8 protein-coding genes are annotated in these 14118 nt (G+C 51.9%); all 8 read left to right on the forward strand.

Going from position 1 to position 14118, the window contains the following annotated elements:
* Positions 1-72: 72 nt before the first annotated feature.
* Positions 73-2811 carry a glycoside hydrolase family 2 protein gene (locus NST26_RS15450; protein WP_340979365.1) on the forward strand — a complete coding sequence of 913 codons (2739 nt, stop codon included), beginning with the start codon at positions 73-75 and terminating at the stop codon, positions 2809-2811.
* Positions 2804-4906 carry an alpha/beta hydrolase family protein gene (locus tag NST26_RS15455; RefSeq protein ID WP_340952998.1) on the forward strand — a complete coding sequence of 701 codons (2103 nt, stop codon included), beginning with the start codon at positions 2804-2806 and terminating at the stop codon, positions 4904-4906. Before NST26_RS15450 ends, NST26_RS15455 begins: the two co-directional genes overlap by 8 nt.
* 91 nt (positions 4907-4997) lie before the next feature.
* A complete protein-coding gene (locus NST26_RS15460; RefSeq protein WP_081751282.1) occupies positions 4998-5930 on the forward strand; it encodes a carbohydrate ABC transporter permease in 933 nt (310 codons plus the stop codon).
* A 5-nt stretch (positions 5931-5935) separates the two neighbouring features.
* Positions 5936-6820: a carbohydrate ABC transporter permease gene (locus NST26_RS15465; RefSeq protein ID WP_340952997.1), complete on the forward strand. Its 885-nt coding sequence runs from the start codon at positions 5936-5938 to the stop codon at positions 6818-6820.
* Between the two features lie 139 nt (positions 6821-6959).
* Positions 6960-8387 carry an ABC transporter substrate-binding protein gene (locus NST26_RS15470; protein WP_340952996.1) on the forward strand — a complete coding sequence of 476 codons (1428 nt, stop codon included), beginning with the start codon at positions 6960-6962 and terminating at the stop codon, positions 8385-8387.
* Between the two features lie 76 nt (positions 8388-8463).
* Complete coding sequence (locus NST26_RS15475; RefSeq protein ID WP_340979366.1) at positions 8464-10923, forward strand: family 78 glycoside hydrolase catalytic domain; 2460 nt, start codon at positions 8464-8466, stop codon at positions 10921-10923.
* A gap of 774 nt (positions 10924-11697) precedes the next feature.
* On the forward strand, positions 11698-12693 hold the full coding sequence (locus tag NST26_RS15480) for a hypothetical protein (RefSeq protein WP_036726111.1): 996 nt from the start codon (positions 11698-11700) through the stop codon (positions 12691-12693).
* A 384-nt stretch (positions 12694-13077) separates the two neighbouring features.
* On the forward strand, positions 13078-14013 hold the full coding sequence (locus NST26_RS15485; protein WP_209870697.1) for a hypothetical protein: 936 nt from the start codon (positions 13078-13080) through the stop codon (positions 14011-14013).
* The last annotated feature ends 105 nt before the right edge of the window (positions 14014-14118 follow it).

Raw genomic sequence — 14118 nt, forward strand, 5'->3', positions numbered from 1 at the left:
CGATTTCACAGATATGGGGGCCTTCGGATTCGGGAGCGCGGTGCTATCATTGGTAATGAAACGGCAGGAATTATGGATTGTAAGCGCATTAACGGGCTGGCGCCAGAGCCGTTCTTGGTTAGAGGCAGCGCCAAATTACCAGGGTCTGGGGGAACGGAAGAAGCGATGAGAGAAATTCTGTTGAACGAATTGAACTGGGAAGTCAAAGGATACTGGCCTTGGGTGCCGCTGAAGGGTACAAGCATGGAGCTAGGCCAGGAATTAATGGGGGTGACCGACTGGATGCCGGCAACGGTGCCGGGGGGAGTTCATTACGATCTCTACAGACAGGGCTGGATTGCCAATCCCTATGAGGACTTGAACAGCTTGAGCTGCGAATGGGTAGAGAATCGCTGGTGGGTGTACCGTATGACCTTGAAACGACCGGAGTTGAAGGGGTCCCGAGTTGAGCTGGTCTTTCTGGGACTCGATTATGAAGCAGTGGTATACGCTGATCATATCCTGCTTGGAGAGCATAAGGGAATGTTTGATCCGGCTGTGTACGATGTTACAGAGCTGCTCTCCGTTCGGGAGAAGCTTGAGATCTCCGTGCTTCTGAAGCAGGCACCTGATGAAATGGGGCAAATCGGCAAAACCTCGGCCACCTTCACGCAGAAGAGCCGTTTCAATTATAAGTGGGATTTCTCTACCCGGCTGGTTAACGTTGGAATCTGGGATGATGTGCTGCTAAGGATACATGAGGATTATTCGTGGGGTGAAATGTCCATCACGACCGATGCTGAGGTTGAAGAGGACGGCAGCACTCAGGTGGCTGGCTGTATTGAAATACAGGCCGCCGTTTCATCCACTTCTGGAGCAGAGCTTGCCCGGACACTGACGGCGAATATCACCTGCTCTGATCCCGGAGGTAATCTGCTGCTGATGCAGACGCATCCCGTCTGTGCTGGATCGGTGCTCAAGACCACGCTGGACATCCCTGAACCTGAGCTATGGTATCCCAATAGTTACGGGGCGCAGCCGCTCTACAGTCTTGAACTGAAGCTGCTGGATGAAGACGGGAAGGAGCTGGATACTCGGGTTATACGAACCGGCATCCGCAAACTTGACTATATCCGAAATGTTGACAGTCCTGACAATGCGCTGCCCTATACAGTAGTCATCAACGGCCGCCGGATCTATATGAAAGGGGTGAATATGACCCCTCTGGACCATCTCTATGGAAATGTAACAGTCGAACAGTATCAGCTTATGGTCCGTCTCATGAAGGCGGCTCATGTCAATCTTGTCCGGGTATGGGGCGGGGGGATCATTGAGAAGCAGGTCTTCTACGACCTATGCGATGCGAACGGCATTATGGTCTGGCAGGAATTCATCCAGTCGAGCTCGGGGATTGACAATATTCCTTCCAAGCAGCCGGAGTTCCTTGAGCTGCTGCACCAGTCCGCCCGCTCAGCACTCAAGGCGAAGCGTAATCATGTCGCCATGACGATATGGAGCGGCGGCAATGAATTAATGAGCGAGCCGAATAAGCCTTCGGACTTAAGCGATTCCAATCTGGCAATGCTGAAGGAACTCGTTGAGCAGTATGATCCGCAGCGGCTGTTCCTGCCAACCTCGGCTTCCGGTCCGGTGGAGTATATTAGCGAGACCAAGGGGCAGGGGCATGATGTACACGGTCACTGGAAGTACATGGGCAACCCGTATCATTATGAGCTATATGGCAGCAACGATAATCTGCTGCACAGTGAATTTGGGGTGGACGGTCTGAGTTCACTCAAGAGTCTGGAGAAATTCCTGGGCGCAGCGCACCGCCAGCTGGTCTCCATGGAGAACAGTGCAGTCTGGAGACATCACGGGGAGTGGTGGGATACGCTGAGCCGGGATGAAGAAATATTCGGCAGTCTGACAGACCTGGCACAATTCTCCGTCTGCAGCCAGTGGATTCAGGCGGAAGGAATCCGCTTCGTGCTGGAGGCCAACCGGCGGCGCAAGTTCCGGAACAGCGGAAGTATTGTCTGGCAGCTCAACGAACCCTGGCCGAACGTGTCCTGTACCAATGTGGTTGATTATTATGGTGAACCGAAGATGGCTTACCACTGGATGAAACAGGCCTTCCGTCCACTGCATGTATCACTGGACTACCGGAGTCTGCTGCTCACACCGGGTACCGGTTTCCAGGGAGATGTATACGTACATGGCTGGGAAGGGGAATCGTGTGAAGCTGATGCGGAGGTCCTGGATTCGGCGGGCCGGAGCCTGCACCGGCAGCATTTCATAACCCAAGGAGACAGAGACCGGGCAGTCTGCGCCGGGACCCTGAAGTTCACAGTACCTGAGCTGGAGGACCAGTTATATTTCGTCAGATTGTCCTTTATGAACCGTGAAGAAGAACCGCAGCAGAATGTATATGTATTCTCTACCGCCAGGGAGCATCTGTACGCACCAGCGTTAGCGCTTACAGGCGGCAATCTTCAGGTGCGCCAGGAGAATAGATGGCTGCCCGCTGTTACCGGAGAGCTGAGTCTGCAAGCCTGCTTCATGGTAGCTAATACAGGCAGTGAAGCGTTGCTGCATGTACATGCGGAAGAGAAGGGAAACCGCTACTGGATGGAAGCAGACGAGCAGTTCCTGACCTTGTTCCCTGGTGAGGCAAGAATGGTGACGGTGACCTGCACGCCGAGACAGGCGGGAGGATTCCTGGCCGGGGAGAATCACAGCATCTCCGGTGACCTGCCGGTTATTCAGTTCAAATCGTTCCTGGCTGTCCAGGGCACAAGCAAACCGGACGGGGGGCAGGAGAATCGTGAATAGACCATTATGTTATGTTCCAGGACCATTCGTACCGCTAAGCCGGTATGTTCAAGCGGGCGGGCATGAGCCCGTTACCGTTCCGGTAAGCCGGGCAGTGGCGGACTATCTAAGACGGCATCGCTCCATTCTAAAGCTGGCCTGTCAGCGCAGCGGCGAGGTGACCTACCTTAATGCACGGTGGTCCACACTTTATGAAGATACCGTTGAAGCTGAAGCAGCAGCCTGGAACAGCAATACAGCGGAAGGCGTGTTCGTACTTGTCAGCCCGCTGCTTACCAATATGTTCCCGGTAGTATCGCACTGGGACAACGATTCAGCAGAGGGGGGAGGCAGGTTCCGCTATGGAGGAACAGACGGCATTGGAACGCTGCGCATGGACGAAGCAGGGGCGCAGGTTATTTCCGAGCATGTAAGGCTCTATAACAGCGACACCGACAGCCCTTATGTATATAACACGGAAGATTATGAGCTGTTTGGTGAGGGTGAATTGGAGCGAACACTGAGAACTCCGCAATTCGAGCACTACATCGGGGACCGTTACAGTCTATATGCCGTCGATGATCTGGTCGCCGTATCCTTGAGTGACCGTATGCTCAAGACCTTCGGATATCCTGTGGTCTTCGTTAATGAATCCAGGGAGGAAGGGGGGCTAATAGGTGATGCACCTGTATTTCAGTTAATCAGCAACAGGCTGCTGAATTCGGAGAACCGGCATAGCCTGGCTTCCTATATTCTCCCGCCTTATTGGAATCCGGCGAACGCCAAGAGGTATCCGCTGTTGTTCAATGGTTATTATGACGCCAATGAGAACACCTTCAGTACTGTGGGACCTTCATTTCTGGAGATCATAGGCAAGACGCTGGCCGGTACGGGCCAAGGCGTGGTTGGCATTCTCTGGAACGGCGGAGGCTACATCGGAAGCCGCTCCCTGCAAGGCTCAATCTATGGTGGGATCGGGGCGGCAATTGCCAGCGCCCAGGACCGCTATGGCGGTGATGCAGACCAGGTAGTGGCTGTGGGAGGTTCGCGCGGCGGATTGACTGCACTGCTGGCCGGAGGCAACCCGCACCGGCTGCCTTACCGGGTACGTTACACACTGTGCTATGCACCGCCGCTCATCCTTAACGGACTTATCCGTGAGTATGCGGAAGGTGCCTGTCCGCTGATCTGGCATGTAGCAGAGGTGGACACCGGTTACCGTGATATTTGGAAGCAAAACTGGCGGCATCCGGTGACAGGAAGCACAGCAATTGAGACTCTTCTGTGGACCCTTACAGGTGAAAGTGACCCCGGCCTTCTGAAGGAAACTGCCGGACTCGAATCCGGGTTCTTCCTGCAAGGGCTGAAGGCGAGCGGTACGAAGCTGCTGATCAATCACGGTACACATGATGCCTTCACTCTCAGCCGGTTCAGCTTTGCTTTTGCCGCATTGGTCCGAAGCTATGGCATTCCGCTGCGTCATGAGATCGGCTACCGCTTCGGCCATAACAACTGTACGGATCTCTACGAGCAGGCGGCCCTATGCCTGAAGGCTTTGCTTGAAGATCAGGAGCTTGACTTCACAGGAACGGTGCATTACCGCAGACGCAGTCCGGCTGCAGGAGAATGGGAACAGGCTGAACGGTTTAGCCCGGCCCATCAGCCGGTTTTTCTGGAGGCGCCTAAGTTAGTACCCGCAGGCAGACCGGTAGCTTGGACACTGTATGGAGAGCAAGGCATGGAATACCGGCTGGAGCTGGAGAGCCTGGACCAGCAGGCATGGGAACAGAACAAGCAGGTGATCCGTAACAAGCGCATCACTCTTGCGACCGGGAGATTGCCGGACAAGCGACATCCCCTTGAAGTCTGCTCATGGCAGGAGGGGATAAGCCCATCCACTGACGCGTTAAGTGCAGGTTATTATCTGTACGGGCTGTCCTACAGGCTGAGGGGCGAACTGAACTGGACCGAGGTCTCGCCTTCCCGGGTGCCACAGCCGGGTGTAGAGCCGCAGTCAGTTCTCCGCATTCTGGAGGAGCAGCCCAATCCGGCAAGCGAGGCCTTCCGCGCGGAAGCGGCTGTGCTGTGCATCAGCTCCGGGCTGTCTGAAGCCTGAGCAGGCAGCTTAACCGGTACAGAAGGTATACCAACTATACAACGCCTGACCGGAGTGAATTACGGTTCCGGGAGGAAGGAAGGACAGGAGCATGATTGGAAGAATCAATGAAGCAAAGCCTTTTATCGCAAAGAAAAAGAACGGGAATCCTCTGCGGCGACTGCTCAGAGATTGGTCCTCCTGGATATTAATAGTGCCAACGGTGTTAGTCTTTTTCTTTTTTTCCTGGCAACCGCTCGTCAAGGGGATTGTGCTCTCTTTCTTCAACACCGAGGGTTATAATGCTGTAAGCTTTGCCGGACTGCAGAACTACAAGGATGTCATTCAGAATTCGGCATTTCAGCAGACACTGGTCAATTCATTTATGTATGTGATCTGGTCGCTGCTGATCGGCTTTGCCGTACCGATTGTAGTCGCTGTTGTGATTAATGAACTCCGACACGGGAAGTCCTTTTTCCGCTTCTCCGTCTTTTTTCCCAGTATGGTTCCCGGTATTGCGGCTTCCATGTTATGGATGTTCCTGTTTGAGCCCGGGCAGGGCGGTTTGCTGAACAGTATGCTGAGTGCCTTGGGCTTCCCGGTACAGCAATGGCTTCAGGACCCGAAGATGACCATAATGCTGATCATATTCACGATCACCTGGCGGAATTTCGGAGGGACGGTGCTGCTCTATCTGGCAAGCCTTCAGAGTATCAATCATGATCTGTATGAAGCAGCTTCGATCGACGGTGCCAATGTATGGCGGCGCTTCAGAAGCATTACCCTTCCGCAAATTTCCAGCATGATCGGACTGATGATGATTCTGCAGATCAGCGGGGTATTTCAGATCTTCAACGAACCGCTGGTCATGACCGAGGGCGGACCGAATAATGCTTCCATGACGCTGATGCTGCAAAGCTATTATTATGCATTCCGCAGTTTCGAGGCAGGCCATTCCATGGCGCTGGGGGTTATTACTTTTCTTGTCCTGATGGTGCTTACCGTTATTTATTTCAGGCTGGATAAGAAATTGAACAGGGAGTAGAAGCCATGAAAACCAATGAAGCTTACGGCATTATCGGCAATATTGAATACAGATCACCCTGGGTGCGCCTGCTGTACTGGAGCCTGTTCCTTCTGATGATTGCGCTCGCCGCCGTCTGTATCCTGCCTCCCGTCTGGATTATGGTCTCAAGCCTGAAGGACATTAAGGAGTTCTATGCGATTCCGCCTACCTTGATTCCCCGCACCTTTGATCTCAGCAAGCTGTGGGAGACCTGGCAGGAGTTCAATTTTCTCAGTTACTATCTGAATACCGCTTACCTGGCTGCCGGTTCTGTACTGTTCTGTCTTACCTTTAACGGGCTGGCCGGGTATTTCTTCTCCAAGCTGAAGCCGCGCGGGAGCGCGCTCTTGTTCGTTCTGATTGTATGGACGATGATGGTTCCGAATACGGTGGGCATGGTGCCGCTGTTCAAGAACTTGATTGATTTCCCGCTGCTGCATGTGAATCTGACCAATACCTTCTGGCCGATGTGGTTCATGGCGGCCGTGAATCCGGTGGTGATACTGATCTTCAAGAACTTCTTCGACTCCATTCCCCAGGCACTGCTGGAAGCGGCCAAGATCGACGGGGCGAGCACTATCGGCATCTTCATCCGGGTGATTCTTCCGCTCAGCGGCCCGGTTATGGCCACGATTACGATTCTTACGATGAATAGTGTATGGCAGGATTTCTTCTGGCCTTTCATGGTATTGAAGGATAAATCGACCTGGTCGGTCATTGTGGCTATCTATAATTTGAAAGCAACATTACCGCAGGACATTCAGTTTATTGCCCTGACGTTCGCCATCCTGCCGCCGATTGTGCTGTTTATTTTTTTCCAAAAGTACATCATGAACGGGCAAGCCTTCGGCGGGAGCATTAAAGGGTAATGTCACCCGATCACAAACCATTTCACAGTTTTGCCCCGTAGGGCGCTCTAAAGGACGCATGGTAAGATGATCTCAGCATTAAAGAAAGCGCTTTACAAAATGCGGAATTGCTATAAGAATAATTATAGGGGGAATTACATTGAGAATGGCACACCAGAAGAAACTAACCGCAACCCTGACGCTCACCCTGCTGCTTTCGGCCGGACTGGCTGGCTGCGGCGGCTCCAATGAAGGAAAAACAGGCGGAAGCGGAAATGCAGCAGCCGGCAAACAGGTAACGATTAAGGTCAGCAACTGGCCGAAGCCGAATGAGGAAGCCAAGATCGCCCAGTATGAACAGCTCATGGCGAAGATGAAAACCAATTATCCGAACATTACGGTGGACAAGGATGAATGGGGCTATGACGTCAGCTCATTCCTGCCCAAAGCGGCGAGCGGCCAGCTCCCAACGGTATATGAGACCTTTTTCACCGAAACCAGCAAAATCATTAAAGCTAATTACGCAGCGGATATCACGGACACGATGAAGAAGTATGGATATGACAAGGCCATTAACCCGGATCTTCTAAAAATGGTGACCAAGGACGGCAAGTATTACGGGATTCCGAAGGACGGTTATGTCATCGGCATGCTCTATAATGTGAATCTCTTCAAGGAAGCGGGCCTTCTGGATGACAAGGGGATTCCGAAGTTCCCTAAGACGTATGAGGAGCTGGCGGAAACGGCGCAGATCATCAAGCAAAAGACCGGCAAAGCCGGAATGTTCCTGCCGACGAAGAGCGGCCAGGGCGGCTGGATGTTCATGAACATTGCCTGGGCCTACGGTGCGGAATTCGAGAAGCAGGTTGACGGCAAATGGCAGGCGGTATTCAATTCTCCTGAGGCTGCCGCGGCGCTGCAATATGTGAAGGATCTGAAGTGGAAATACAATGTGCTGCCAGATAACAATCTGGTGGATGTCACCAATGACATGTTCCGTATGCTGGGAACTGATCAGGTTGCCATGAGCTTCGGCACCAACGACTGGCCTCCGGTCATCCAGCAGCAGACCAAGATGTCCAAGGACAATATTGCCATGTCAGCACTTCCTGTAGGTCCGATCGGAGAACCTGTTACCCTGCTGGGGGGCGGCCTGTATATGTTCTCGCCGAATGTAACCCCGGAGCAGATTGATGCCGGCTTCAAATGGCTGAAGACCTATGGGTTCACACCCGAATCCTCAGAGGAGGCTCTGACCGGCTGGGATATCGAGAAGAAGACACTCAGCGATCAGGGGCTGATCATCGGCCCTTACGGGCTGCGGATCTGGACCGATGAGAAGCGTATTGGGGAGGAACAGAAAATTCTCGACAAATACAACAACGTGAATCTGGACATGTTCCGTGATTATATGGACAACGGCAGTAAGGGGATGCGGGCGGAGGAGCCCATCAATGCCCAGGAATTGTATCAGAAGCTGGATGTCGTGCTGCAATCCGTGCTAACCGACAAGAATGCAGATCCGCAGAAGATCCTGGATAAGGCGGCGGAAGAATTCCAGCGGGATTATCTCGATAAAGTCAAATAAAATGCAGTCAAACACCGCCGTCCTTCTGAAGGGCGGCGATGCCGTTTATATGAAGGTGAAGGGAGATGCGGATAACATGGCGGCAAAAGAATGGGGAGACTGGAGCGCCCGCTGGATCTGGTTGCAGGAAGAGCAAGGCAATGCGGACAAGGATGCGCGGCATGAGCGGGTATATTTCCGCAGAGTGTTTGAGCTGCCAGCCGGTACAGGCAAGGCGTACAGTTTGAATATGGCGATTACCGGAGACAGCCGCTACAGGCTGTTCGTCAATGGCCAGCGCCAATGGGCGGGGCCTTGCAAGGGGCATGAACATGTACAATATTATGAGGAATTCAGCCTGGAGGGCATCCTGCAGCCGGGGATCAATGTAATTGCTGTTACAGTGGTTCATTATGCCGGGACCGCTCCCTTTGAAATGGGGGAAGATGGTCCTATATCTGTATGGCGTTCAGAGCAAGGCGGTCTGCTTGTAGAAGCGGAGATTACAGCGGACGGGCAGCTTGTGCAGGAACTGCCTACGGATACTTCCTGGAAAGGCATACGGGATCTCAGCTACCGGCTCCGCCCGTTCCCGATGATGCGCTGGATGGGCGGATTGGAAGAGGCCGCCGGGGACACGGCACTCCGGGACTGGACGCTGCCGGAATATGATGACAGTGCCTGGAGTGCTGCCCGGATAGTACAGCCGGTAAGGGATGACTACGGTCAACTGACCCCCTGGCAGCTGGCCCGGCGTCCGGTTCCGCTGCTGTATGAGCAGGAACAATTCTTCTGGAAGCTGATGCGCAGCAGCTGCGGGGAGGGAGAGGCCCTTTTCACGGCCGGGCATCGTCTGGAGCTGCGCGATGGAGCCAGCAGCACTGTCCCTTCTATTGCAGGGCCTGCTGCTGAAGGTGTACTTGTCCAGGCGGGACAGCAGCTCTGGCTGGAGCTGGATGTAGGCGAGCTGACCACAGGTTATCTGCAGCTTAAGCTCCAGGGCGGAGGAGGCAGTCTCATTACACTCCAATACGCAGAATGCTATGAAGAAGAGACAGGGGATGAGGAAGTCCGCCGCAAAGCCGTCCGCGATGAGATGAGGGAGCAGGTATTACGGGGCGGTTACGACAGCTACCGGCCAGCCGGTTACGGCACAGAAGACCAGCCCGAAGTTTATGAGCCGTTCTGGTTCCGTACCTTCCGTTACGTGCGGCTGGAGGTTCATGCCGGACATGAACCGCTGAGGATAACCGGAATCAACTACAGGGAGACCGGATATCCGCTCCAGCTGCAAGGGAGCTTTCACTGCTCGGATGAACGGTATAACCGTCTCTGGGAGCTGAGTGTACGGACGCTCAGCCGCTGTATGCACGAGACCTATGAGGACACTCCCTATTATGAACAGCTGCAATACACAATGGATACCAGGCTGATGATGGAATTTACGTACCTGCTGTCAGGAGACGACAGGCTGGCCCGCAGGGCCATGGAGGACTACAGAGCTTCGCAGCTGCCAAACGGGATGCTGCAAAGCCGCTATCCCTCAGTGCTGCCGCAGGTCATTCCGTCCTTCTCCCTGTACTGGATCGGAATGATTCATGACCACTACAGGGTCTTCAGGGATCTGACGCTGGTGAAGCATTACCGGACGGCCATGCTGTCCGTGCTGGACTGGTTCGATCAGCGCTTGACGCCGGAAGGACTGGTTGACCGGACTCCGCGCCAGTACTGGAATTATTACGACTGGGTAGAAGAATGGCCGCTTGGCGCTCCGGATTGCACGAATGAGGCACCTGCCACTCTGATGAGTCTAATGTATGCTTTTGCACTGGGACAAGCGGCCGAGCTGCTGGAAGCGAGCGGCTGGACACAGATTGCCGCAGAACTGCGCCAGCGCAAGGCCGCAGTCAACGCTGCGGTATTGGATAACTGCCGCCAAGCGGACGGTCCGCTCTTCCGCGACAGCCAGGAGGCAGGACCAGAGGTACAGCTCAGCCAGCACACGCAGGTCTGGGCAGTGCTTACCGGTACTGTGTCTGCTGCGGAGGGAGAGGCTCTGCTGCAAACGGTATTGACCGATACGTCAATGGCTAAGCTCTCGCTGCCGATGAGTTATTATCTGTTCCGCGCGCTGGAGCTTAGCGGAATGTATGACCGGTCTTACGGGCTATGGACACGCTGGATGAAGCAGCTGGAGCTGGGGCTGACCACACTTCCCGAGATCGACTCTGCGGATACCAGAAGCGACTGCCATGCCTGGAGCGCACTGCCGATTACTGAATTCACCAGAGGGATATTGGGGGTCCGTCAGGACATAGATGGCATCATTTTGCAGCCTCATTGCGGCGATCTACAGTACGCCAGCGGAGCCGTAAGCACAGAACAGGGGCTTATAACCGTGAGCTGGGAGATTACTACCGAGGAAGGAATCGAAGTGTTCCACATGGAAGCCGTCTGGACACCCGGCTCAGCCATTACTGTTATTCTGCCCAATGGAGAGGTTCAGAAGAGTGACATCGGCCGGATAGAGATCGACATTAGGGGCTTTAACTGCTAGTATAGCATCAGACTTTATACGGTAAATTGAATCAGTAAGCTCGAACCACCTACTATTATGTTCGGTTTTTCGATTACATTTGGCCTACGCGGCGCTCCCAGTCCAATTGTGATCGGTTTTTCGATTACATTCGGCTTACGCAGCGCTCCCAGTCCAATTGTGATCGGTTTTTCGATTACATTTGGCCTACGCAGCGCTCCCAGTCCAATTGTGATCGGTTTTTCGATTACATTCGGCTTACGCGGTGCACCCAGTCCAATTGTGATCGGTTTTTCGATTACATTCGGCTTACGCGGTGCACCCAGTCCAATTGTGATCGGTTTTTCGATTACATTCGGCTTACGCGGTGCACCCAGTCCAATTGTGATCGGTTTTTCTTCGCTCCAGCATAATGAGCACGATTTTTCGCATACATCTGGCTCAATGACTTCACTCTTATAGTCCTTCAGGCCTCATCGCGCCCACTCTACCTTTTTAAATCTGACTCTGCATTAGTATATGGTCAGATTTAAACTAGTGGCAGGCTTAATTGTACTTCGTACAACTAGAACGCCTGATTTCAAACCAATTATTCGTTTAGATGTATTTCGTACATTTAAATTATCACTGTACCTTGATTCTCACACCTTCGGGCTGATTTAGTTGCACAGACTACAGGTATACGCTGCTCTTATGCCTTATGGCTGGTTTTAATTGTACATTCTACAGCTATCGTTGAATTGGGTCTTATTTCAGCTTGATTTACTCTAACACCGGAAGGGGATGGGAAGCCCTATGTTCAGATCGTTCGGCCGCAACATCCGCCTGGTCCTGGTGTTGTTCATTACGGTCTATATCTCTGCTTCAAGCTTCATTCTGTACCGCAATATGGAGCACAGGAGCATGGATATGCTCAGGCAGCTGTCTGTCCAGTACACCGGCCAGCAGCATAAGAATACACTGCTGTTCATGAACTGGCTGGAAGAGACCTCCAAGCTGATTTCCAATAATCAGGTGGTGCAGCAAGCGCTGAAGAAACCAGCGTATGACGGGGCCATTTCCCCGATACTGGAAGGTATACGTTCTTCCAGCAGTGATATACTCGGCATTTACATTTGGGGTGAAGCAGGCGTGGCTTATTCTTCCAGCAATGTGTCGGGACTGCTCCCGTTCACCGAGATTAAGAAGGACCCGGGAATGCAGCAATTCCTGGGAGCTCATGAGCAGACCTTACGCTGGACAGTCCTGAACCGGGAACAACTGATGAATGCGCCTACGGATCTACGTGACCGTCTGCTGCTTGAAGTGAAAATTCAGGAAGCGGGAGGACGGGTCCTCGGTCTGCTCTCCCTTGAAGTGGAGATTGGCAAGCTGTACAGCTTCTACCTGTCAGACAAGAATTCGATCTACGGGGAAAATGAGGTCTACCTGCTGAAGGAGGACGGGAAGCTGCTGATGGCAGCGGACATGCCTCCGGTGCGCCTTCAGGAAATCGGAGCAGCGCTGGCTACACCGGGAAAGAGCAGCCTGAACGAAACGGACTTCATGGTGCGCGAAACAGCCGGTGGCCTAATTCTGCTCTACCCGCTGCCCGATTCGGCTGATCAGATTGTCACCTATATCTCTGCGGACGGCATGAAGGCAGAGCTCCAGGCGTTCAAATATATAATGCTGGCATTGAACATCGCAGTATTCATATTGTTCTGGCTGCTGATCTCTATGCTGAGCAACAGTATTGTGAATCCGTTGAACCAGCTGTACCTGAAGATCAATTCAACGATGAAGGAGTAGGCGACACAAAAGAAATCTAGCTTCGATCCAAGCACATGCAGTACGGCGAACCGTATCGCAAGTAGGGGTGAGTTTTTTGCTGACTTTTTCGTGCAGAAATTGCAAGGTATTCATTTTTCATTTCCGATAAAATAACCTTGAAGGGAGGGAATACGATGGATTGGTTGGACTAGGATGAATAGTGCCATGGAATATATCGAAACAAATCTAGTGGACGCTATTTCATTTGATGATAGTGATATCAAAACTTCCATTTTTCGAAACGTGAATTTGCTTACTTGCTCTGGCGAATAAGCTTATTGCGTTTTTCCATCTTCCTCCATGTTTTCACGCGGTAAATGAAATGTAATTATTGTCTGCCATTTGAGGAAGGAGGATAAATTCATGTTTACCTATATAGGAAATGGTGCGTATTGTTATTCCAATTCCACTTCCATGCTTCTTGACACTGTCGGGGAAAGAATACCCGCGGAATCTATTGAAGTCTTGTCTGGCGTTGGACTTGGAGCGCTCTGGTTCAAAGAGGACAACATGGTATTCTTTTCGAACGGAGTTCCACATATCGGAGTAAGCAAGGCACTGGATATACTGGGATTCACCATTACCGAACATTCAAGCATAGATAGTTCAAATATTGAAGGAATACTTACAACTGCAATCAAACAACATCCAGTATTGCTAGGACCGTTGGATATGGGTTATTTAAGATATATGCCTAATCATAGTTATCTACATGGCTGCGATCATTATGTGCTGGCTTTTGGGATAGAGAATGGAGTGGTTAGACTCCATGACCCTGCAGGATATCCTTATGCAATGCTTCCAATGGAAGACTTGATAAAAGCAAGTAAAACAAGTCATCTTCAATACCGATTGTATCCACATGATATGACCTATCATTACTGGTGTGCCCCCAAACGAGTTAAGCACCCGAGTCATCAGGAAATATGCGTTGAGGCTATCCGGTATTTCAGACAAGTTTATAACGATATAGAAAAACAATACTCGGAACGTAACTGGTTAATAGGAAGTGATGCCATAGCAGAGTTAAAGAGATATATTCTGGGTGGCGATATTAACCCTAGTTTGCTGGGTCATTTGACACATTTTGCGTTTCAGGTAGGGGCAAGACGTGCATTGAACTTTAGCGAATTCTTCCGAGGTGAGTATGGTGGTTTAGCCGAAATTAAGCTGTTGCAGTCAGAAGTGTATGGCAGGTGCCACTCGCTGGCGGTAAACAGTGATTGGCTTATGATAGGTGAAGCTTTAAGTCATTTAGCAGAGCTAGAAATTAAGTTTCAAGAAGCTATATTCACCTAAAACCAGAGGCATTTAAATTTTGAGAATCATGACGATCTACAAAGATAGTTGGAAAATATCTTTTAAAAAAGAGCCATCCTTTGCGGGATGGCTCTTAAACCTTGC

Origin of the sequence: Paenibacillus sp. FSL R7-0128 (assembly GCF_038002245.1) — a bacterium.
GTDB lineage: Bacteria > Bacillota > Bacilli > Paenibacillales > Paenibacillaceae > Paenibacillus_AQ > Paenibacillus_AQ silagei.

What these genes read in the sequence shown, in the direction of transcription:
- NST26_RS15485 (WP_209870697.1), top strand. Translation starts at nt 13,078, where the DNA reads ATGTTTACCTATATAGGAAATGGTGCGTATTGTTATTCCAATTCCACT.
- NST26_RS15480 (WP_036726111.1), top strand. Translation starts at nt 11,698, where the DNA reads ATGTTCAGATCGTTCGGCCGCAACATCCGCCTGGTCCTGGTGTTGTTC.
- NST26_RS15465 (WP_340952997.1), top strand. Translation starts at nt 5,936, where the DNA reads ATGAAAACCAATGAAGCTTACGGCATTATCGGCAATATTGAATACAGA.
- NST26_RS15475 (WP_340979366.1), top strand. Translation starts at nt 8,464, where the DNA reads ATGGCGGCAAAAGAATGGGGAGACTGGAGCGCCCGCTGGATCTGGTTG.
- NST26_RS15450 (WP_340979365.1), top strand. Translation starts at nt 73, where the DNA reads ATGGATTGTAAGCGCATTAACGGGCTGGCGCCAGAGCCGTTCTTGGTT.
- NST26_RS15460 (WP_081751282.1), top strand. Translation starts at nt 4,998, where the DNA reads ATGATTGGAAGAATCAATGAAGCAAAGCCTTTTATCGCAAAGAAAAAG.